Here is a 21,564-nt window from a genome sequence, read left to right as displayed (position 1 = left end):
TTCGTCGAGCGCCAACGCGAGATTCGTCAGCGGGCCCACCGCAAGCAGCGTCACCTCGCCGGGGTGCGCACGCACGGTATCGACGATAAAGCGATGCGCGGGACGCGTGTCGAGTCCGCTTTGCGCCGTCGGCCGCAAGCCCGTATTGCCCAAGCCGTCCCTGCCATGAATCCAGTCGATCGGCGCCGGCGCCGACCGGCGCAAAGGCGCCGCCGCCCCGTGTGCAACCGGTACGCCCGGTGCAAATCGCTCGACGAGATAGCGCGCATTGCGCGTGGTCGTCTCGATCGTCGAATTGCCGAATACGCTCGTCACACCGAGCAGTTCGATATCGGGATGCAGTGCTTGAAAGACGAGTGCCATCGCGTCGTCGACGCCCGGGTCCGTGTCGTAAATGACTTTATGCATGCGAAGGCTCATAGGTAGAAGGCATCAGGCAGTTGTTCGCGCGCCGTCGTATCGCGGGTGGCGCCGTGCAGATTGCCGAGCCGAATGGCGAGATCGGGCCCGCCTAGTTCGATGATGACTTGGCGGCAGGCGCCACACGGCGCGATGGGCCCCTCGGTGTCGCCAACGACCGCAAGCGCCGCGAACGCGTCGCGGCTGTATCCGGCCGCAACCGCGCTGAAGAAAGCCGTTCGCTCCGCGCAGTTGCACAGGCCGTACGACGCATTTTCCACATTGCAGCCGTCGAACACGTGCCCATCCTTCGTCAGCAGCGCAGCACCCACCTTAAATTTCGAATACGGCGCGTATGCGCTTTCGCGCGCCTGCTTCGCTCTTTCGAACAATTGTTCCAACGTCATGGCCGCCCTCTCTGTTTTTCGAATCGATCGACAACTAGTGAAACGTCAAGAACATACCCGCGATCGTGGCACTCATCAAATTCGATAGCGTACCGGCCAGCACCACGCGCAGTCCGTAACGCGCCACTTCCGAACGACGCTCGGGCGCAACCGCGCTGAAGCCGCCGGTCAGCACGGCGATCGAGGAAAAGTTCGCAAAGCCGCAGAGCGCAAACGAAACGATGGCCAACGTGCGCGGGGTCAGCACTTGAAGGCCGGCCGCGGCCACGCTTGCCGAATCCTTCAGATACGGCGACAGCGAGGCGTAAGCGACGAATTCGTTCAGGATGACTTTCTGCCCGAGAAAATTCCCGGCCACCAACGCCTCGTTCCAAGGTACGCCGATCAAGTAAGCGAGCGGCGCGAACACGGCACCCAGGATCGACTGCATGGAAATTTCCGGATGACCGAACCACCCGCCGATACCGCCGACCAAACCGTTTAGGAGTGCGATCAATCCGACGAATGCGATCAGCATCGCACCGACCATCACGGCGATCTTCAACCCGACGGCGGCGCCAGAGCTGGCCGCCTCGATAACATTGGCCGGGCGCCGCTCGTCGAAACTCAGTTGTTCGAGCTGGACACGGCTCGCTTCCATCGTGGGATGGATGATCTTCGCGAATAGCAAACCGCCCGGCACGGCCATGAACGAGGCGGCCAGCAGGTACTCGATGCGCACGCCGAGGCCCGCGTAGCCCGCCAGCACCGACCCCGCCACGGCAGCCATGCCGCTCGACATGACGGCGAACAACTCGGCTCCCGTCATCTCGCGCGCAAACGGCTTGACCACCGCCGGCTTTTCGCTCTGCCCCACAAAAATGGTCGTGCCGGCCGAAAACGACTCGAGCTTCGAGACGCCCAGCAGCCGATGAAACAACGTGCCCAGCACGATCACGATCCAACGCATGACGCCGATGTAATACAGCACCGAAATCAGTGCGGTCACGAAAATGATGGCCGGCAGCACGCGGACGGCGAACACGAACCCGCCATTGCCGAACAGCGCGAACATCTTGGAATCGACGAGGCCGCCGAATAGAAACGCTATGCCGGCGTTACCGTAATCGAGGATGTGATTGACGCCGGCCGCCATGCCGGCGAGCGCGACTTTACCGAACGGTACGAATAGCACGAACGCGCCGATCGCCACCTGCGCAAGCAGTGCCGTGACGACCGTGCGGGGCCGAATGGCGCGGCGATTCGCGGAAAAAATGAATGCAATCGCCAATAGGACGAGCATTCCCAGAAGGTTTCTGACGATCGGTGCCATGTCTTTTCCGAATTTGGAATAGTTGTCGATGGCAACGATGCTAAACGAACGCCGAACGAAAAGCGAATGAGCGCTTTTCGTTCGGCGCCGGCCAAGGCTGGCCAGTCCTTCTGCTGCTCTACTGCTCTACTGCTCTACCTCTATTGAATGAGAAACTTCTCGCGGCGCTTGCCGAGCCATGCCGGTGCACGCCCGCGCCCGCTCCAGGTTGCGCCGGTTTTCGGATCCCGGTACTTTGGCGGCAAGCCGCCCGTTTTACGCGACGCCGAGCGCTTGCTTTTAAAACCGAGTTCTTCGGCCGTAATGCCGTATTCCGCAATCCGCTCCTTGATTTGCTCGATCGTGGCGGCCAACTCTTTACCGCGGGCCGCTTCCACTTGCGCTTGCACCTTCGCCAGCTGCTCGGTCAACTGCCTGTACGTCGCCATAGAAAATCGCCTCCTTGTTGATTGACGGTAAACGCTTCTCTGACTGCCCGTTTGTGCAAAAGTGCAATCAACCGGGTATCGGCATCGATAGATAGCAAGCTATGGACCTCGCCGGCGCTTAACAGCCGCGCCCGATCACGCTACGCCCGGTTATTTGGCTTTGCAAGCGAACAGTAGCTTATGCGAGCCCTCGACGTCCGTTTGCTGAAGGATGTCGATATCGCCGCCGCAGATCGCGCGAGCATGCTCGGTGCAGTTGTCCCAGGCGCTGGCCGCCGAGCATTGGACGACGGTGGTCGGCCGCCCGTCGCCCGTAAAGAGCGGCGCACTCCCGCCGCATCCACTAAGCGCGGCGGCGCCGAGCGCTGCCGCCGCCATGCAGCGGGTAAAAGCGCCTGCGCGCGAATGAAAGAAAGACATACCCTTCATTGAACGAACTCCTTTGGCCTAACGTTCTTTTTTCGAATGGCCGAGTATGCCACGGCATCACGCCCGCACCATGACCGCCATGCGTCCTTGCACTTCGATCGTTCAAATATCGATTCCCAAGGCGGCAATCTTTTTATAAAGCGTCGCGCGTCCCATGCCGATCCGCGCCGCCGCTTCGGCCACGCGACCGCCCGTTGCACGCAGCGCATCGATGAGAAAGCGACGCTCGAAATCGGCCATCGCCTGCGCATAGGAATCGGAGCTGCTCGCTTGAGGCGCCGGTCTCGGTTTCGGGATAGACGCCTCGCCGGCGACACCCGGCCCCGGCAACGCCGCGCCGCCAATAAATGGCGCGAGGATACGAGCGTCGATCCGCTCGGTATCGGAGAGCATGACCGCACGTTCGAGCGTATTGCGCAACTCGCGCACGTTGCCGGGCCAATCGTGCGCCGCGAGCAGACGCAAGGCATCGTCCTGCAATTCGAAATGCCGCCCATGTCCGCCGCGCCCAGGCGCCGACAGATCCTCCAGGATCGCGTAGGCCAATGCTTCGATGTCCGACCGCCGTGCTCTAAGCGGCGGCGCGTGAATCGTCAGCACGTTGAGCCGATAGTAGAGATCCGCGCGGAAACGCCCAGCGGAAACAAGCGCGGGCAAATCGGCCGAAGTGGCAGCGACGATCCGCACGTCGGTGCGCACGATCCGGTTCGAGCCCAACGGTTCGAACTCCTGATCCTGCAAGATTCGCAGCAGTTTGCCCTGCAGCGGCAACGGCATATCGCCGATCTCGTCGAGAAAGAGCGTACCGCCGTGCGCCAGCTCGAATTTGCCCACCCGGCCGCGCCGTTCGACCCCGGTATAGGCTCCGGGCGCCGCGCCGAAGAATTCCACTTCCAGCAGCGTGTCGGGAATCGCCGCAACGTTGACGGTGACGAGCGGGCCGCTCGCGCGGGCCGACGTTCCGTGTATCGAATGCGCCAGCAGCTCCTTGCCGGTACCCGTTTCGCCGAGCAGCAACACGGGCGAATCGACATGAGCGGCGCGGCGAGCCTGCCGCTTCACCTCCAGGCTCGCCGTGCTCGTTCCGACGAAACTGGCCAGCGTGTATTTCGCGCGCCGCGCTTGTGCAAGCGATTGGCGCGCGGCGATCAGCTCTTCCTGCACGCGCGAATAATGCGAGAACAGCGGCGTAAGCGATTTCATTTCGTCGAACAACGCGAAGCCGATCGCACCGACTGTCTTGCCCGATTCGTCCTCGAGCGGCAAACGCGTGACCACCAGCGGCTCCCGCCCGTTTTCGAGCACGTCGAGCAAAATGGGCTTGCCCGTCTGCACGACTTCCCGCATCAGACTGTTCGGAATGACGGTTTCGCAATCGAGCCCGATCGCCTGCCGGGTATCGGTAAAACCGAAACGCGCGGCATAGCGTTCGCTGATCCAAACGATGCGTGCATCGGCATCGACGATCAGCGTGCCTTCGCTGAAGTTTTCAAACGCTTTGAACAACGAATTCGTCGCACTGCGCACGATCGCGCTGTAATCGGCCGGCACGCCGATGAGATCGGTCATTTCCGAAATGTCTCCCAGTTTCTCCGCCGCATCGGGCGGTCGAGCCGAATCGTCTTTAATTCTCCAAACGGCGACAGAATATCTCAGAACGGAGACAACACCTATGGTCCCGCGCAGGACGGCTGAGAGCGATTCAGAGCAGCTCGGAGCAGCTCAGGTCGACTCTCACGTCATTTATTGCTTTATCTAACGCACCGGAAAGTCTCTATTCGGAGATAGACAGACGTGAAATAGAACCGGTTTCCGATCCGAGTCCGGCTTACCCCATGCGAGGGCGCGCATCGGCGCGCGATGGCACGGAACCTGCAATGTCCGGTGCCTGCCGTTTCCCGTGCGCCCGCTCGCACTCACAATCACAACTCGGAGACCCGATGTCGTTCGTCATCGTTCTTGCCGCCCTGGCGTTCCTGATGTTCGCCGCCTACCGCGGCTACAGCGTGATTCTGTTCGCGCCGATCGCCGCCCTTGCCGCCGTCTTGCTGACGGATCCCGCCGCGGTCGCGCCGGTATTCACCGGCATCTTCATGGAGAAGATGGTCGGCTTCGTGAAGCTGTATTTCCCTGTGTTCCTGCTCGGCGCCGTTTTCGGCAAAGTGATTGAATTGGCGGGTTTTTCGGAGGCGATCGTCGCGGCGGCGATTCGCTATATCGGCCGAGGCCGGGCGAATGCGGTTATCGTCGCCGTGTGCGCATTGCTGACATACGGCGGCGTGTCGCTGTTCGTCGTCGTGTTCGCGGTGTATCCCTTCGCGGCCGAACTCTATCGTCAGAGCAATATTCCGAAACGCCTGATGCCCGGCGCCATCGCGCTCGGCGCCTTCTCGTTTACGATGGATTCGCTGCCCGGCACGCCGCAGATTCAAAACATCATCCCTAGCGCGTTCTTCAAGACGACGGGATGGGCCGCGCCCGCACTCGGCACCATCGGTTCGGTCTTCATCATCATCGTGGGGCTCTCGTATCTCGAGTGGCGGCGGCGTTCGGCACTCGTCAAGGGCGAAGGCTACGGGACATCGCTCGTGAACGAACCCGAGCACGCCGGCACGAGCGCGTTGCCCCATCCGCTCATCGCGATCGCACCGCTTGTGCTCGTGGGCGTCGCGAATTTCGCGTTCACGAAGCTGATTCCGCAGTGGTACGGCGCCGATATCTACACGGTGCCGCCCGATGTTCTGCCGGGCGTGCATGCGCCGCTGTCCGCCACGATCAAGACGGTCGTCGCCGTGTGGTCGGTGGAAGGCGCGTTGATCGCCGGCATCCTGCTCGTCGTCGCAACGGCGTTCAACCGCGTCCGAGCGCGCTTCGCGGCCGGCACGAAAGGCGCCGTCGCCGGCGCCCTGCTCGCCTCGATGAATACCGCTTCCGAGTATGGCTTCGGCGGCGTCATCGCGGCATTGCCGGGTTTTCTCGTCGTGGGCGGTGCGCTCAAGTCGATCCCGAATCCGCTCGTGAATGCCGCGATTTCCGTCAGCTCGCTCGCGGGCATTACGGGTTCGGCGTCGGGCGGCATGAGTATCGCGCTCGCGGCGATGTCCGATTGGTTCATCAAGAACGCGACGGCCGCACATATTCCGCTCGAAGTGCTGCATCGCGTGGTGGCGATGGCGAGCGGCGGCATGGATACGCTGCCGCACAACGGCGCCGTGATCACGCTGCTGGCCGTGACGGGACTCACGCATAAGGAATCCTATCGCGACATTTTTGCGGTCACGCTCATCAAGACGCTCGCGGTGTTCTTCGTGATCGGCGTGTACTACACCACCGGCATCGTGTGAGGTCGAACGGGCTTACGATCCACCGACAGGCTGCGCTTGCCGTAGCATAGGCAGCGACTTCCATTCAACCGGAGAGATCGATGTCCACGACGCAAAGCAAGCTCTTTCTCATCACGGGCGTGAGCAGCGGCTTCGGCCGTGCACTGGCGCAACAGGCGTTGGCCGACGGCCATCGTGTGGTGGGCACATTGCGCGATCAAGCCGCGCTCGGCGAATTCGAACTGCTCGGCCCAGGCCGGGCCATCGGCAAGCTGCTGGATGTGACGCATACGAATGCGATTGCCGACACCATCGCCGACATCGAGGGAAAAGTGGGGCCCATCGACGTGCTCGTCAATAACGCCGGCTACGGCTACGAAAGCGTCCTCGAAGAATCGACGCTCGCGGATTGGCACAAGCAATTCGACGTCAATGTCTTCGCTGTCGTCGCGTTGATGCAGGCCGTGCTGCCTTACATGCGACGCCGCAAGCGCGGCCACATCGTCAACATCACCTCGGTGGGCGGCTATCTGGCACTGCCGGGCTTGAGCGCCTATCACGGTACGAAGTACGCGCTGGAAGGTATCTCCGAAAGTCTCGCTCAGGAAGTGGCCGGCGTCGGCATCAAAGTGACAGCCGTGGCCCCGGGTGCATTCCGTACCGACTGGGCTGGCCGCTCGATGGTGCGCGCGCAACGTTCGATCGCGGATTACGATGCCGTATTCGATCCTGTCCGCGCCCGCCGCCATTCGATCGACGGCAAGCAGCAGGGCGATCCGGCCAAGGCCGCGCGCGCGATCTTGCAGATCGTCGCATCCGACCACCCTCCCGTCCACCTGTTACTCGGCCCCGACGCCGTCAAGCGGGTGCGCGACAAACTCGATGCGTTGCGTGCGCAAATCGACGCCTGGGAATCGCTTTCGACGTCGACCGATTTTTCCTCGTGACGCAGCCGTAGAGAGGGACGTCTTGGCGCTGGGTCGTGGCAACAACGCGGCCATCGCGGGGACCACTGGAGCGGACGGCGGATCGCGACGAGGGGCGCCGTCTTGCAATCGATCTTACGGACGCAGGCCGAACATCCCGTGCCAGAGCGTCGTAAACAGCCCCGCATGAGCGGCGGTATCGGATTCCACGGGTTCGTCCCCGGACGCTTCGTTCGACGGCGTAGCCGTGGCCGCACGTGCCGGCCGGGGCCGTGAGGCTCGATCCGTCCCACGTTCGGCTGGCTTAGCGTCAGGCGGCATATCGGTGCCGCCGGCGGGCACAGCTTGCGCGCGCGCCGCGCTGAGCGCAGCGACGCCGTCGGCGATACGGGCTGCCAGCGTTTCGTCGCATCCGCGGCCGAGCAACACGCCGAACACAACGTCGCGGTTATGTCCGCGCTCGGCATAGCGCATCGCCTGTGCGACGAACTTCTCGTAGCGCTCGCGTTCCGCATGCGCTTCGCGCTCCGCGCGCTCGCGCGCTTCCCGCGCCTGTCGTTCCTCGCGCTCCCGCAGCTTGCCCATTTCCTGCGCGTATACGGCGTCATAGACGCGGCGCTGCTCCGGATCGGACAAGATCGCGTAAGCCTGCTTGATTTCCTGGAATGCATTGTGAGCCGCGACTTCGCGGCCCTGGTTGCGATCGGGATGCGCGCGCATCGCGGCCTTTCGGTACGCGCGCTTGATTTCGTCGTCGGAGGCGTCCTCATGAACGCCGAGCGTGTCGTACAACGTCGCCATGTCTCTCGTCGAAGGAAGGGTTGCCCACCCGAGCATCGTATCACCCCCGCCCGTACGTTCACATCGGACCCCGAGCGGCCACGGCGGCGAATAAATGAAAGCAAAACGTCAGGCAAATCTTGATGCAGCGCAATGCGCGCGAATGAATCGAGCAAACTCAAAAAATAAAACGCTCGTGCAATCGGACTTAGTAACGTAAGGGGCTTGATTTCAGCGCGCGCTTCGATTTGAATGACGAGGCTTCGAGATCATTGCCGCGCATTGAGAGACTGCGCGGCATCGCCGAACCCGGTCCACCCTGGAAACGTTTCTTCCGAAAGCCGTTTTTTCGCGGAGGGAGCGTCGCTATTGACGGGTTTCGACGAGAACACACATAACTTCCACTATAGAAGCGGGCCTCTAAATGAGCGAAAAAAAGAAAGCGCTGATCGAAACTGCGACTCGGCTATTTTCGCAGTTCGGTTTTCACGCCGTCGGCATCGACAGAATCATCGCCGAATCGCGCGTCGCCAAGATGACGATGTACAAGCACTTCCCGTCCAAGAGCCGCCTCGTCGTCGAAGTACTGAACGAGCAAGGCGCGGCATTGGGCGCAGGCATTGCCGCCGCGATTGCGGCGCACACGGACGCGCTGGACAAGCTCCATGCGATCTTTCAATGGCACGATGCCTGGTTTCGCGCCGAAACGTTCAACGGCAACATGCTCATCCATGCCGCGGCGGAATTCCATGCCGAGGAAAACGAGATCCTCGCCGCATCGGAGGCGCAGCGCCGCAACTTGGTGCAGACGCTCGAACGGATCCTCGACGAACGCTTCGACGGCGAAACGGCCATGCGGCTCGCGCGCCGCTGCGCATTGCTGCTCGACGGCGCAACCTTGGCAAGGCAATTGAGCGGCCGGGTGGATGCCGCGCGCGACGCCTGGGAAATCGCACAGGCGCTCCTCGAGAACGAACGCGTGCACGTCGCCTGACATTGGCATCGCAAGCATGCTGACGGTGAGAAAGTCCGGGAGCGTCGGGCCCAAGCGCAGACGGTGTGGCGCTTTGTGTTCGCGCACTTTTAAAAGGCGCTGACGCGACCGAACTTCGCGATACACTCATCAGCATGAAATGGGCGCGAGGCGCGTTTGAAGTGTCTTTCGCAGGCGGCGCCATGCGCTTGCCGCGAACAGGCATGAGCCCGTCGTAAGCCCGTACAATCGCTTCACCCACGACTCGAGGAAACGTGCGATGCGCACCACCGGCTCTTCCGGGGCAATGACCCTGCTCACCGAAATCCACGACACGGGCGGACATGTTGTCCGCACATTGCGGCTTGAAGCGACAGACGACGGGAAAAGCATTCATCTGATCGAAGTCGATGAGCGCAAGCCCGGAATCCATCGGGAAGTCCGTTACGAGATCACACCGGCCGAATTGGTCGCGGCCATCCGTGCGCACGGGGCGGAATTACCGGGTGAGCAGCACGGCAGATAAATTTACCGACCGTTGAGCGGCGCACGCCGCCGCTATCGCGCTCGCCCACGTGCGTCGATCCCTTCTTGATTTTTCTATGTCGGCGGCGGCATGATCGCCGCCGCGGGCCGATTCATCGATTCGCCGGCTCCGGTCAAAGCACACGCATCGGCAAGGTCACCACAAGCCGATAGACCTGATTCGTCCCATCCGGATAGTAGGCCGAGCCGACATGCCATTGGGCAATCACCGTCACCTTCGCATGGCGCAGCGGCCCGCTTTGCACGACGTAAGTCGGAATGAATCCGAACTCGTGATGCCGGCCGTGAATCGGCTGTCCATGTCGGAAATAGAGCGTGCTGAAGAGCGGGCCGTTCTGCGCAGACCGCTGAGCGGTGGCCGATGCATCGGCGCCCCAGCCCTGCTGTGCCCAGACAATGGCCGACAGACCCGGCACGCCCGCCTGCTTGCCGTCGAACGAATAGCGTAGTTGGAAGGACTGCTCGTGCGGCGCGTTGTAATCGACGTCCATCGAGTTGACCAGATAAACGCCTGCGGTTTCGTCGATGTAATCGAAGAACTGCTCGCCGAGAATCTTCTGGTAGCCGACGAGCAATCCATGCGGGCCATGCTGTGCCGAAAGCGAAACGCTGCAGGCATTGTTATGAATCGGCCCCTGGAGTGCGGTGCCCGTATCGTGCGTTGAATAAAGGTTGGCGAATGCCGTCAGCCGCATCGATCGGACGCTGCCGATAGCATGCTGGAGCGAGCCATAATATTGGCGCCAGAGGTTATCCGCTTGATCCGCATAGACAGATACGGAACCATTCGGCGAATAATCCCAGGTGGCGCCCGCATAGCTCACGCGCTTGAAGGGGACGCGGCCGTACGCGGTGCGGAGCGAAGCTAGATTCGTCTGGCCGCGCGGGTCCGCCTTCGTGAAGCTGCCGGCTTGCAGCGACAAACCGTTGATTTCGCGACTGAGCAGCGAAGCGCCGAGGAACGTCGGCGGCAAGGCGCGATTGTCGTGCGGGTCCAAGAATGGGTTCGACACATCTTGCAGGCCGAACTTGAACACCGATTGCGAAACGCGTGCCTTTACGCTGTACATCCCCGGATAGGCCCAGGCGGGCCGGCGCTCGCCGTCACCGTGGCGGCCGACGTAGACCATGTTGCGGGCGCCTTGCCCGCCGTCGAGTTTCAGCGCACCGAACAGCGCCGCATCGATGCCGAAGCCGATCATCCCTTGTGTGAAGCCCGATTCGAATCGGGCCTGAAGACCTTCGACCCACGCATGGCGGCGAATGCCGCTCGCATGAAAGTAATCGGTGTAGTTGCGCCATTCGAGATCGAGCCGGCTGTCGGCGACGAATCCGGCGCTCGCCGCCTGGCTCGATCGCGGCGCTTTCGGCGTAAGCGTCAATGCGGATTCGACGCTGACCACCGCATTCGGCGTTGTGGCCTCTTGTGCGATTTGCGCGGCTTTTTTTCTCGGGATAAGGTTCGGCTCTTCTCTGCTTGTATCGGGCAATGGCGTGATGCCTGGCGCCGGCTGCGCCGGAACGGGCATCGGTGTCGATGAGGACGGCGGGGGCTCATCCGCGCATGCAGCGGTGATACCGGCGAGCGCTTGCATCCCGCACGCCAATACGACGACACGCGATTTGATCGAAGCCCTCCTATCAACCGTGCCGGGCTCCGCCCACGATCTTGCGACTACGGGTACGATAGCGCCGGTCGCACCGATAGGCGACGAGGCCCTCGCAAGGATTTGCGTGGCTTTCATAAAGATGAAGACGAATGATGGGTTGGAACAGCGGGGGCGTGATGCAATCGGCCAATTGCAACGCGCATCAAAACACGCGCCCGCTTGCGTGCGCAGCTAGCAACACAGTGGGGCAACCCCTCGGGCATACCCGAAGTGACGCTTGGCGGCGGGACCAGGAGAATCGCGCGCGGCGCTGTATGGCTGCCGCGTATCGGCGTAAGCTCGCACAGCGAATGCTTCGATTCGCGCGCTATCGCGCAGCGGATCGGCTGCGTTCGAACTCCGCACGCAAAAGGTGCGAAAGTCATTCGACCTATCAGGGAGAACGTTTAATGAATTCGTCGGCTTCGCAAACAAGATCGTTCACGACGATCTTTTTAGTCGAAATGTGGGAGCGTTTCGGCTATTACGGCATGGGCGCGCTGCTTGTGCTTTATATGGTCGAACGGCTCGGGTTCGGCGACGCACGCGCGAACCTCACGTGGGGGGCCTTCACCGCGCTGGTCTATGCGGCCCCGTCGATCGGCGGATGGATCGGCGATAAAATTCTCGGCGCACGGCGCACCATGCTGTTCGGCGCCATCGTGCTCTCGATCGGTTACGGCATGCTCGCGCTGCCGAACGAACAGCTCTCGTTCCTTTATGCGTCGCTCGGCGTCATCGTCGTCGGTAACGGGCTTTTCAAGGCGAACTCCGCCAATCTTGTGCGCCGTATCTATGAAGGCGACGATGCGCGCATCGATAGCGCCTTCACGATCTACTACATGGCCGTCAATATCGGCTCGACGCTTTCGATTCTCGCTACGCCCTGGATCAAGGATCGCTGGGGATGGCGCACGGCATTCGCCGTCTGCTGCGCCGGCATGGTGTTGGGCGTCGTGAACTTCCTGCTGCGCTATCGCTCGCTGTCGCACGTCGGCTCGGTACCCGATTCAAAGCCGATCGTCTGGCGGCGCCTGGGTGCCGTGGCGCTTGGCGCCGTGGTGGTCGGCACGGCCGCGACGCTCGTGCTCGGGAACAAGTCGCTTGCGATTGCCTGCGTCGACGTTGGCGGGATCGTGATTCTTGCGCTGTTCGCCTACATGATCGCCAAATGCGATCGTTCGGAACGTGCCGGTTTAATCGCGGCGCTCGTACTCGTACTGCAATCGATCTTGTTTTTTATCTTTTATCAACAGCAGATGACTTCGCTGACGCTATTCGCCCTGCGCAACGTCGATCCGAACTTCTCGCTGTTCGGCATGCATCTGTTTTCGTGGAGCGCGGCGCAATTCCAGGCACTGAACCCCATCTGGATCATGCTGCTGAGCCCGGTACTCGCGGCCACCTATACGCGGCTGGCGAAAGGCCGCGGCGATATCAGCATCGCCGCGAAGTTCGCGCTCGGCTATGTGGCTGTCGCCGTCGGCTTCGTCATCTATGCATTCAGCGGACGCTACGCGGTGGACGGCCGCGTTTCGTCGTGGTTCATGGTGTGGGGCTACGGGTTGAACTCGCTCGGCGAATTGCTCGTCAGCGGCCTCGGCCTCGCGATGATCGCGCGCTACATCCCGGCGCGGATGAGCGGCTTCATGATGGGCGCGTACTTCCTTGCCACAGGCATTTCCCAATACTTGGGCAGCATCGTCGCGAACTTCGCGCAGGTGCCATCGGGGGATTTGCCGGCCACGCAATCGCTCACGCTCTATACGAATCTATTCGGCGAACTGGGATGGCTTGCTGCGGCTGGGGTGGTCATGTCGCTGCTGTTGCTGCCGCTCATGCGCAAGCTCTCGGATCAGCATCGCCGGGCGGCTGGCGAAGCGCTTGGCGCCGCTAACACGCATAGCATCGCGGCTGAATAGTTGGCTGGCGGCGAGCCTGCCATGGCCGTCGTCGTTGCACCGCTCGATATCTCACACACGCCCCGGCGGCCCCGAAAAGCAGAGTCTCCATCGTGCGGAGCAAAGCCTGGTTGGGGTCGCGACTCCGCTGGCAACGATGCGACAAAGCTTATCGGAGCAGTCGAGCCCAAGTAAGAACGGAGTCACCATGCCCGCCACGCCTCGAAGCCGTAAAAAGGAAAGCCCCACCGCCCGTATCCGCATAGGTATCGGCGGTTGGACCTACGAACCTTGGCGTGGCCGCTTCTACCCGAGCGACCTGACTCAAAAGCGCGAGCTCGAATACGCGAGCCGCAAGCTGACCTCGATCGAAATCAACGGGACGTTCTATGGCACGCAACGGGCGACGAGTTTCGAGAAGTGGCATGACGAAACACCCGAGGATTTCGTGTTTTCGTTGAAAGCGCCGCGTTTCGCCACACATCGCCGCGTGCTGGCCGAAGCCGGTGATTCGGTCGAGCGCTTCTTTGCAAGCGGCCTGCTCGTGCTGAAAAACAAGCTGGGCCCGATCAACTGGCAATTCGCGCCGACCAAGCAATTCGATGCCGAGGACTTCGATGCGTTTTTGAAGCTACTACCAAAACAAGTAGACGGCCGCGCAATCCGACACGCCGTCGAAGTTCGGCACGAAAGCTTCTGCCACCCGGAATTCATCTCGCTCCTCCGCGAGCACGGCGTCGCTGTCGTCATGGCAGGCGATAGCCACTACCCGCAGCTCGCCGACGTCACCGCCCCGTTCGTTTATGCGCGCATCATGGGTACCGTCGAAGGAGAAGCCCTGGGCTATTCGGAGCAAACGCTGGACTCTTGGGCTGTGCGGGCCAAGCAATGGGCGGCGGGCGAGCGGCCGGACGATTTGCGGTGCATCGAGCAAGTGGCACCCAAGCCTACGCCGCGCGATGTCTATCTCTATGTGATCAGCGGCTATAAAGCGAGCAACCCGGCCGCGGCGATTGCGCTGATCGAACGCATCCCCAAGGTTTAGCGGCAGCACGCTTCGGGCAGCCTACGGTGAGGCCGTGAACCGGCGTTTAGGCATGGTGCCGATACGTCCACGTCATTTAGACCGAGGCATTTGAAACAATGTGCGTTCCGCTCCGCCAGCGTTCATGCGTAGCGCGTCCACGACCACAGCAAGCGCTCTCGAGAACTCACGGCGTGCCGGATAAAAAATGTGAAGTCCTGGAAACGTCGGGAACCAGTCTTCGAGTACATACCTGAGCCGGCCGGCTGCGACGTGAGGTTGTACGAGGTCCTCCGGAACGAACGCGAGCCCCGCGCCGTCGATCGCAGCGTTAAGCATCTGGTACGTGCCGTTGAACGTCAGCTGTCCGTCGACGCGCACCTGGATTTCCTTCTTTCCTTTTTTTAGTTCCCACGCGTAAAGGCCGCCGCGCGTCGGCAGTCGCAGCGTAACGCAGTTGTGGTGAAGCAAGTCCTTGGGCTGCCTCGGCGCCTCGCGTTTGCTGAGATACCCCGGTGAGGCGACGATAGCCAGACGCACATCGGGGCCAATGCGAACCGCGATCATATCCTTCGCGATCTGGTCGCCCCAGCGGACCCCGATGTCGAATCGGTCCGCCACGATATCGGACAGGCCATAATCCACGACAAATTCAACCTTAATGTCAGGATAGGCCGGCAGTACGCCGGACAAGCGGGGCCAGAGAACAGAATCGATCGCGTAGTCGGTGGCAGTAATGCGAATCGTACCGGCAGGTTTCTCGCGCATTTCAACGATGGCCGCGAGTTCGTTTTCGATCTCTTCGAGGCGCGGCGTAACGCTTCTCAGCAGTTGCTCGCCTGCGGCCGTTGGAGCGACGCTACGCGTCGTTCGACTGAGAAGCCGCACGCCCATCCGTGCTTCCAGTCCGCGCAACGTATGGCTTAGCGCACTCTGCGTCACCCCCAGTCTCGCTGCGGCACGGGTAAAGCTGCCTTCTTGTGCGACGGCGATGAAGGCAAGGAGATCAGTGATGTTTTCGCGGAGCATTGATGAGAGCCTCTCATAAGTATTAGTTCATTCTAGCCACTAGTCGGCCATGACGGTCAACTCGACAATGGCATTGATGCATCGCTCGATGCTTAACGAAGGAGAGGCAAGAATGTCGAAGATACCCACCGCCGCACGCGAGTCGTTTGGCGATCTGGCGCCGAAGCTGGCCGCGCTCAGCGACGAGGTCCTGTTCGGCGACGTCTGGGAGCGTCCGCAGTTGTCGAAGCGAGACCGCAGCCTGGTAACGTGCGCCGCGCTCATTGCGCTTGGCAAGACCGAGCAGATGAATTTTCATTTTCCGCGCGCCATCGAGAACGGTGTTACGCAGGATGAACTTGTCGAACTCACGACGCATCTCGCCTTCTACGCGGGTTGGCCCAATGCAATGTCAACCGTGGCGAAGCTCAAGGAGCTTTTCGTGAACACGAAGACAGAGAACTGAGGAAACGCCATGGAACTGAAGAGACCAGGCTCCCAGCCGTCGATCAAAGGTCCCGCCGAATGGTTCACCGGCACTGTGCGCATCGACCCACTAAACGCTCCCCCGCCTCCTGCGAGGGTGTCATGTGCGAGCGTGACCTTCGAGCCTGGCGCACGATCGCACTGGCATACGCATCCGCTCGGGCAAACCTTGCTCGTGACGGCAGGCTGTGGTTGGACGCAGTGCGAAGGCGAGGCCATCGTAACGATCCGCGCGGGCGACGTAATCTGGTGCCCTCCACGCCACAAGCATTGGCACGGAGCGTCACCGACGACCTCCATGACACACATCGCGATCCAAGAGGCGCTGGACGGGAAGAACGTCGAGTGGCTGGAGCCGGTGACCGACGAGCAATACCTCGCTAGGCCGCCCCAGCAACGCTGAGGACATGACAGATGCCACGGAAAGTGGCGCAGCGGCTGTCATGTGCGAGGACGCTGAGCAACGTTTTTAGCAACAAGCGCAAGAAGACCGGCGGAGCACTTACAAAGCGGTCCTGCCGGGCGGCGAAACCGCCGAAACACCGCAACTTCCGCTGATCGCATTCGCCGTTGCGCGAACGCGCGAAAGCAACATCAATCAGAACAGGGTCATGATGCCGGCCACCGCGCCGAACTGGCTGTGCCCGTAGCTGGGAGCGATATTGCGCACCGCGCCGCGCTTTTCTTGCCCACTGCCAACCGGAGACTATCCCCGGTGTTTCAACGCGTCGATGACGATGGAAAACGCGCGCGACGCTTGACGTCGGCTCGGGTAATACGCGTGGTAACCAGGGAAAGTCGGGCACCAGTCCTGCAGCACGCTGAGCAGTTCGCCGGCACGGATGTACGGCAACGCGGCCCCAAGGGGGAGAAACGCTAATCCGAACCCGTCGAGTGCCGCGCGCAACATTTGTGGCTGAGTGTTGACGGTCAACTGCCCACCTACGCGCGCTTGTGTCTCCCGTTTCCCCTTCTTCAGCTCCCAAGCGTAGATTCCCTTCGTGGTGGCCAGGCGCAACGTGATGCAGTCATGGTTCAGCAAGTCCTCGGGCGATTTAGGCGCCTTTCGTTCCTGCAGATAAGACGGAGCGCCGACGATCGTCATTGGAACGTCCGGGCTGATTCGAACCGCGATCATGTCTTTTTCAACTTGATCGCCGAACCTGACGCCGATGTCGTAGCGTTCCTCGACGATATTGGCCAGACCGTAGTCGACGGTGATCTCCACCTTGATGTCGGGGTACTTGGAAAGAACGCCTTTTAGCTTCGGCCAGATGACCGTATCGATAGGATGGGTGGTCGCTGTGATGCGAATGACACCAGCGGGTTTATCTCTGAACTCGGAAAGCGAGGCGAGCTTTGCATCGATCTCGTCGATACGCGGTGCGACGGTCTGGTAAAGCTCTTCACCCGCCTCCGTCGTCGAAACGCTGCGAGTTGTTCGCGTCAGAAGACGCACGCCCAAGCGTGCTTCGAGGTCGCGAATGGCATGACTGAGCGCCGATTGCGATACACCGAGCTTTGCCGCCGCTCGCGTGAAGCTCTTTTCGCGAGAAACGGCGATGAATACGAGAAGGTCGTTCAGATTTTCGCGGGGCATCCACATCACCTGTTTTCCGGACGCGAGATCCTAGCACTGAAAGACACCGTGCATTTCGTGCAACGTGCGCGCAGCACGCGATGTATGAGTTTCCCTCTGCGGCACCGCCCACTCATGAACGATACGAATAAACCCTATAGGCCGCGCCCACTTAATCTGCATGAAGGCCAGACGTAAAGTAGAGGCCATGCAAGGGTTAACCCGTTTCCGTGCAGGGGCCCTCCGATAACGAAAGCACAGACCAGGAGGACCAGCATGGTGGGCGAGACGCCGATCCGGCGCCCACGCCTCGACGCCAGATTCTGCTAGCGGTTCTTGGAATCGCGCAACCCATGCCATCGCCGGTCACGAATCGGCGTATGACGAGGCACTCACTCTTTCTGGAGCAATACTATGAAACACAGCCTTCGTATCCTCATCATCGCACTAGGCATTTCCAGCCCCTTGCTCGCCTCGGCTCAGTCCACTCAGGGATTGACGCGTGAACAGGTCAAAGAAGATCTGATTCAGTACGAACGCGCCGGCTACAACCCCGCGCGCCAGAACCCGCGGACGTGGGTAGACGATGCGCACGCGGCGACGCAGAAGATCATGACCGCGCAAAACGCCAATGCACAGGCTCAGCTCGCATCGGCAAGCCAAGCCAGCAAGTGCGATTGACCGAGATTGATCAATGCAATTCATAGGGGCTTTCGATTTTCTTGGCTAAACCGCGCAGCGTGCGGCGCCTAGAATGAAGGACTCGACCTGACCGGAGAATGCGCAAATGCTGGGAACCGTTTTATATGGGCCGAGGGACGTTCGCTTCGAAGAGCGGCCGGAACCAGCCATTCTCAAGCCGACGGATGCGATTATCCGCCTCTCGGCCAGTTGCATCTGCGGCTCCGATCTTTGGCCTTATCGCGGGCTTCAAGACGTCGCCGAACCCATGGCGATGGGACACGAATACTGCGGTATCGTCGAAGAGATCGGCAACGCGGTCACGTCTGTCCGGCCGGGCCAGTTCGTCGTGGGCTCCTTTTGCCTCTCGGACAATAGCTGCCCGCACTGCCGGATTGGCTTTCAATCGTCGTGCCAGCAGCGCGAGTTCATGAGCGGCGCGCAGGCGCCGCGGGCGCGCGTACCGCTTGCGGATGGGACGCTGATCGCGACGGCCGAACCGCCGCCTGCCGATCTCATCCCGAGCCTGCTCGCCGTATCCGATGTGCTGGGCACGGGCTGGTACGCGGCGGATGCCGCAAACGTGAAGCCCGGCTCGACTGTTGCCGTGGTGGGTGACGGTGCCGTCGGACTGATGGGCGTGCTCGCGGCCAAACAGTTGGGTGCGGCTCGCATCTTTGCGATGAGCCGGCACAAGACCCGTCAGGCGCTCGCGCTCGAGTACGGCGCGACCGACATCATCACCGAACGCGGCGACGAAGGCGTCGCACGCATCATGGAGTTGACGCAAGGCGTGGGCGCGGATTCGGTACTCGAGTGCGTCGGTACGCAAGAATCAATACTGCAGGCCATCAACAGCGCACGTCCGGGAGGCTCTGTCGGCTATGTCGGCGTGCCCCACGGCGTTTCGCTCGAGGGAGAGCGGCTGTTCTTCGGCCAGCGGCGCCTTCTCGGTGGGCCGGCACCGGTACGGCGCTTCTTGCCGGACCTCATTGATCGAGTGCTTCAACGCAAAATCAATCCGGGCAAGGTGTTCGACTTGGAATTGCCGCTCGCCGACGTTGCGGAGGGTTACCGTGCCATGGATGAACGGCGTGCGATCAAGGTCCTGCTAAGGCCCTGACCGGGCCGTAAGTGCAAGCGGCGCATTCGCTCCGCGCAGCATGAGCAACACGCTCGGCGCCGCACTGCATCGTGCGGCGCCTTCTTGCGTTGCCACACGGAATCGTTACTGTCGATGAGGAAGGATTAACAAACGATTTATGGATGGTGTCGATGTAGAAGTGAATGAACATCGGCGCGAAAACGCCTGTGGAGATCGGTGTCTCCATCATGGCCGAACTGACGGCGGTTCGGCACCAGGTACCGGTGTTGCAAGGTCATTCTATGCGCGGCGAACAACGCCGCGACGCAAACTAGTCCTTGTGCCGTAGGCCGTCGATGACTACACGCATCGCGCGCGAAGGCTCCGACTGATTCGCGTAGAGGAGGTAGTACCCGGGAAACTTGCCCCACCACGGTCTCATCACCGGCAACAGCTTCCCCGACTTAAGATGCGCAGCCGCGAGATCTTCGGGCACATAGGCCAGACCTTGGCCGGAGAGCGCGGCATTGAGCACCTGATAGATGCCATTGAACACCAACCTGCCATTCACCCGCGCCAGCATCGTCCGTTGGCCCCGGTTGAGTTCCCAGGCTTGCACGCTCCCTCGAGATGGAAGCCGGAGCGAGATACACTCATGGCGCAAAAGATCCTCCGGCCGGGTCGGCGCAGCATGCGCGGCGAGGTAGCTAGGGGTGGCGACGATCGCAAACCGCTGGTCGGGGCTGATTCGCACGGCCGAGATGCCCGTGACCACTGCGTTACCCCGCCGCACACCAAAGTCATATCTGCCTTGCACGATGTCGTTCGAGGCGTAGTCGACATCAAGTTCCACATTGATTTGCGGATAGGCCGGCAGAATCCTGGCGAGCTTCGGCCACACGACAGTGTCGATAGCGTGGTCGGGGGCGGTGATCCGAACGGTGCCCACAGGAACATCCCGCAACTCCGTGAGGTAGCGGAGCTCGGTTTCGATTTCCTTCAGTCGCGGTGCGGCAATGGCCAGCAGCCGTTCGCCTGCCTCGGTCACCGACACACTGCGCGTGGTGCGCGTCAAAAGGCGCACGCCCAAGCGCTCTTCCAGTTGCCTGATCGTGTGGCTGAGCATCGACTGCGACATGCCCAATTCCACTGCTGCGCGCGTGAAGCTGCGTTCGCGTGCCACCATGGCCAACGCGATCAGATCGCTGTAATGTTGTCGGGGCATTTACTTATCCTGCGCATGGGCGCGGTTCGATCTTATCAGCACAACGCTAGCGCGACTTAGCTTAGGGAGTGCCGCCCGTGGGCTCGAGGCGCCGCATCAATGCAGTAAAGGTAGCGCACAACAACGTTGGCGAGCGGGACCGCTCAAGCACGTTGGGGTACTCGAGAAAGGGAGGTCAGGAACGCGAGGAAGGCCGCGAGCAGCAACACGGCCGAGCTCGCCATGAACGTACTCCGATAGCCGATCGAATCGAACAGCAAGCCGCCTACGGTCGAGCCCAGTGCGATGGACAACTGGATTATCGCCACCATGAGGCCGCCGCTGGCCTCGGCCCTCTTTGGTGTGGTTTGAGCGATCCAGGTCCACCAGCCCACGGGGGCCGACGTCGCAACCAGCCCCCACAGCGTCAGAAGGACTACCACGGCGGCGCGCGAGGCGCCGAGGGGGATCAGCGTCAACGCAATCGCCGCCATCAGCACTGGAATTGCAATCAGCGTCCCATATAGGCTGCGCTTGAGCACGGAGCCGATCAGCACCGTGCCGATAAAGCCGGCAACGCCGATCACGAGCAGAATGAGCGATAGCGCGGAGACTTGAACGCGCGTGACCGTCTCGAGGAAAGGCCGCACGTAGGTAAACAGGGCGAACTGCCCCATGAAGAACGCGCCGGATGCAGCCATTCCCAAGGCCACAGAACGACTCCTGAGCATCCTGAAGACGTTACCCGAGCCCCGCGAGCCGTCCTGGCTCTTCATGGAGGGCAGGCTGATCCACTGCCAGATCAGGGCGATCGCAGCCAGGGGCACCAGACAGAAGAAGGCGCCGCGCCAACCCATGACCGATCCGAGATAGCTTCCAAGTGGCGCGGCAACCACCGTGGCCAACGCATTGCCGCCATTGAAGATTGCCAGAGCACGCGGTAGCTGGGCGGGAGGTACCAGCAGCATGGCAGTCGCGGCTGACATCGACCAAAAACCACCGACCACCACGCCGATGAGGGCGCGGCCAACCATATAGATCGCATAGCTGGGTGCCAGCGCGACCACGGCGCCGGAAAGCGCCATCAATGCGGTCAATGCCAGCAGCCGCGTCTTGCGGTTCACGCCTCGGGTCAGCCATGCGATCGACAGGCTGGTCAGCACTGCAAACGCACCAGAGATCGCAATGCCTTGTCCGGCCATCCCTTGAGTGACATGCAGGTCGACCGCCATCGGCGTGAGTACGCTCACCGGCATGAACTCGGAGGCGATCAACGCGAACACGCACAGCGACATCGCAAAGACGCCGCTCCAATGAGCAGGTTTCGGTCTTGCCTCGTGTTGAGGATTGACGACCTCCGCGGGGGCCGCGCCTATCTGGTCTGCCATGAAAAACTTCCGCTACTTCCGAATACTGATGAAAACG

General features: G+C 61.4%; 23 protein-coding genes. 11 read left to right on the top strand and 12 right to left on the bottom strand.

The annotated features are described in order from the left end of the window. The 6 genes from ACTHL0_RS17570 to ACTHL0_RS17545 all read right to left on the bottom strand — a co-directional run. The coding region (locus tag ACTHL0_RS17570) for a nucleoside hydrolase (RefSeq protein WP_440568093.1) at positions 1–408 on the bottom strand (408 nt) is incomplete at its 3' end. Between the two features lie 8 nt (positions 409–416). Further along, positions 417–806: a cytidine deaminase gene (locus ACTHL0_RS17565; RefSeq protein ID WP_440540402.1), complete on the bottom strand. Its 390-nt coding sequence runs from the start codon at positions 804–806 to the stop codon at positions 417–419. A gap of 34 nt (positions 807–840) precedes the next feature. Continuing rightward, on the bottom strand, positions 841–2,118 hold the full coding sequence (locus ACTHL0_RS17560; protein ID WP_440568092.1) for a NupC/NupG family nucleoside CNT transporter: 1,278 nt from the start codon (positions 2,116–2,118) through the stop codon (positions 841–843). Between the two features lie 140 nt (positions 2,119–2,258). Then, entirely contained in the window at positions 2,259–2,546 is a 288-nt protein-coding gene (locus ACTHL0_RS17555; protein WP_440568091.1) for an H-NS histone family protein, read from the bottom strand. 150 nt (positions 2,547–2,696) lie between these two features. Further along, entirely contained in the window at positions 2,697–2,924 is a 228-nt protein-coding gene (locus tag ACTHL0_RS17550) for a hypothetical protein (protein WP_440568096.1), read from the bottom strand. Between the two features lie 153 nt (positions 2,925–3,077). Next, the gene (locus tag ACTHL0_RS17545; RefSeq protein ID WP_440568090.1) at positions 3,078–4,544 is read right to left on the bottom strand and encodes a sigma-54 interaction domain-containing protein; all 1,467 of its coding nucleotides are present in this window, start codon (positions 4,542–4,544) and stop codon (positions 3,078–3,080) included. Between the two features lie 371 nt (positions 4,545–4,915). On the opposite strand from ACTHL0_RS17545, the gene ACTHL0_RS17540 reads away from it, so the two are divergent. Then, a complete protein-coding gene (locus tag ACTHL0_RS17540; protein ID WP_440568089.1) occupies positions 4,916–6,319 on the top strand; it encodes a GntP family permease in 1,404 nt (467 codons plus the stop codon). 80 nt (positions 6,320–6,399) lie between these two features. Next, on the top strand, positions 6,400–7,245 hold the full coding sequence (locus tag ACTHL0_RS17535; RefSeq protein ID WP_440568088.1) for an oxidoreductase: 846 nt from the start codon (positions 6,400–6,402) through the stop codon (positions 7,243–7,245). Between the two features lie 114 nt (positions 7,246–7,359). On the opposite strand, the gene ACTHL0_RS17530 is transcribed toward ACTHL0_RS17535, so the two are convergent. Further along, entirely contained in the window at positions 7,360–8,025 is a 666-nt protein-coding gene (locus ACTHL0_RS17530) for a J domain-containing protein (protein ID WP_440568087.1), read from the bottom strand. A gap of 403 nt (positions 8,026–8,428) precedes the next feature. Between ACTHL0_RS17530 and ACTHL0_RS17525 the strand changes: the two genes are divergently transcribed. Together ACTHL0_RS17525 and ACTHL0_RS17520 are read left to right on the top strand one after the other, a co-directional pair. Further along, positions 8,429–8,998, top strand: coding sequence for a TetR/AcrR family transcriptional regulator (locus ACTHL0_RS17525; RefSeq protein ID WP_440568086.1), 570 nt, complete (start codon positions 8,429–8,431; stop codon positions 8,996–8,998). Positions 8,999–9,257: 259 nt separating this feature from the next. Continuing rightward, a complete protein-coding gene (locus ACTHL0_RS17520; RefSeq protein ID WP_440568085.1) occupies positions 9,258–9,503 on the top strand; it encodes a hypothetical protein in 246 nt (81 codons plus the stop codon). 133 nt (positions 9,504–9,636) lie between these two features. Here the strand turns inward: ACTHL0_RS17520 and ACTHL0_RS17515 are convergent, their stop codons facing one another. Continuing rightward, positions 9,637–11,118 carry an OprD family outer membrane porin gene (locus ACTHL0_RS17515; RefSeq protein WP_440568084.1) on the bottom strand — a complete coding sequence of 494 codons (1,482 nt, stop codon included), beginning with the start codon at positions 11,116–11,118 and terminating at the stop codon, positions 9,637–9,639. A 464-nt stretch (positions 11,119–11,582) separates the two neighbouring features. Here ACTHL0_RS17515 and ACTHL0_RS17510 point away from each other — a divergent pair, with 464 nt between their 5' ends. Both ACTHL0_RS17510 and ACTHL0_RS17505 read left to right on the top strand, forming a co-directional pair. Then, on the top strand, positions 11,583–13,094 hold the full coding sequence (locus tag ACTHL0_RS17510) for a peptide MFS transporter (protein ID WP_440568083.1): 1,512 nt from the start codon (positions 11,583–11,585) through the stop codon (positions 13,092–13,094). 187 nt (positions 13,095–13,281) lie between these two features. After that, on the top strand, positions 13,282–14,118 hold the full coding sequence (locus ACTHL0_RS17505) for a DUF72 domain-containing protein (protein ID WP_440568082.1): 837 nt from the start codon (positions 13,282–13,284) through the stop codon (positions 14,116–14,118). A gap of 72 nt (positions 14,119–14,190) precedes the next feature. On the opposite strand, the gene ACTHL0_RS17500 is transcribed toward ACTHL0_RS17505, so the two are convergent. Then, positions 14,191–15,126: a LysR family transcriptional regulator gene (locus ACTHL0_RS17500; protein WP_440568081.1), complete on the bottom strand. Its 936-nt coding sequence runs from the start codon at positions 15,124–15,126 to the stop codon at positions 14,191–14,193. 112 nt (positions 15,127–15,238) lie between these two features. Here ACTHL0_RS17500 and ACTHL0_RS17495 point away from each other — a divergent pair, with 112 nt between their 5' ends. Together ACTHL0_RS17495 and ACTHL0_RS17490 are read left to right on the top strand one after the other, a co-directional pair. Further along, positions 15,239–15,571 carry a carboxymuconolactone decarboxylase family protein gene (locus ACTHL0_RS17495; RefSeq protein WP_440568080.1) on the top strand — a complete coding sequence of 111 codons (333 nt, stop codon included), beginning with the start codon at positions 15,239–15,241 and terminating at the stop codon, positions 15,569–15,571. Positions 15,572–15,580: 9 nt separating this feature from the next. Beyond that, entirely contained in the window at positions 15,581–15,994 is a 414-nt protein-coding gene (locus tag ACTHL0_RS17490) for a (R)-mandelonitrile lyase (protein WP_440568079.1), read from the top strand. A 303-nt stretch (positions 15,995–16,297) separates the two neighbouring features. On the opposite strand, the gene ACTHL0_RS17485 is transcribed toward ACTHL0_RS17490, so the two are convergent. Then, a complete protein-coding gene (locus tag ACTHL0_RS17485; protein ID WP_440568095.1) occupies positions 16,298–17,191 on the bottom strand; it encodes a LysR family transcriptional regulator in 894 nt (297 codons plus the stop codon). A 393-nt stretch (positions 17,192–17,584) separates the two neighbouring features. On the opposite strand from ACTHL0_RS17485, the gene ACTHL0_RS17480 reads away from it, so the two are divergent. The 3 genes from ACTHL0_RS17480 (at position 17,585) to ACTHL0_RS17470 (ending at position 19,270) form a co-directional block, all read left to right on the top strand. Further along, positions 17,585–17,851, top strand: a complete 267-nt coding sequence (locus ACTHL0_RS17480; protein ID WP_440568078.1) for a DUF4148 domain-containing protein — start codon at positions 17,585–17,587, stop codon at positions 17,849–17,851. Positions 17,852–17,957: 106 nt separating this feature from the next. Further along, positions 17,958–18,974 carry a zinc-dependent alcohol dehydrogenase family protein gene (locus ACTHL0_RS17475; protein WP_440568077.1) on the top strand — a complete coding sequence of 339 codons (1,017 nt, stop codon included), beginning with the start codon at positions 17,958–17,960 and terminating at the stop codon, positions 18,972–18,974. A 164-nt stretch (positions 18,975–19,138) separates the two neighbouring features. Then, positions 19,139–19,270, top strand: coding sequence for a hypothetical protein (locus tag ACTHL0_RS17470; RefSeq protein WP_440568075.1), 132 nt, complete (start codon positions 19,139–19,141; stop codon positions 19,268–19,270). Here the strand turns inward: ACTHL0_RS17470 and ACTHL0_RS17465 are convergent. Next, positions 19,267–20,160 carry a LysR family transcriptional regulator gene (locus tag ACTHL0_RS17465; protein WP_440568074.1) on the bottom strand — a complete coding sequence of 298 codons (894 nt, stop codon included), beginning with the start codon at positions 20,158–20,160 and terminating at the stop codon, positions 19,267–19,269. The genes ACTHL0_RS17470 and ACTHL0_RS17465 overlap by 4 nt on opposite strands. 143 nt (positions 20,161–20,303) lie before the next feature. Then, complete coding sequence (locus ACTHL0_RS17460) at positions 20,304–21,434, bottom strand: MFS transporter (RefSeq protein ID WP_440568094.1); 1,131 nt, start codon at positions 21,432–21,434, stop codon at positions 20,304–20,306. Between the last annotated feature and the right edge of the window lie 130 nt (positions 21,435–21,564).

It is taken from the genome of Trinickia sp., assembly GCF_051961175.1.
Classification (GTDB): Bacteria; Pseudomonadota; Gammaproteobacteria; order Burkholderiales; family Burkholderiaceae; genus Trinickia.
This window is presented reverse-complemented; position numbering and strand designations above follow the sequence as displayed.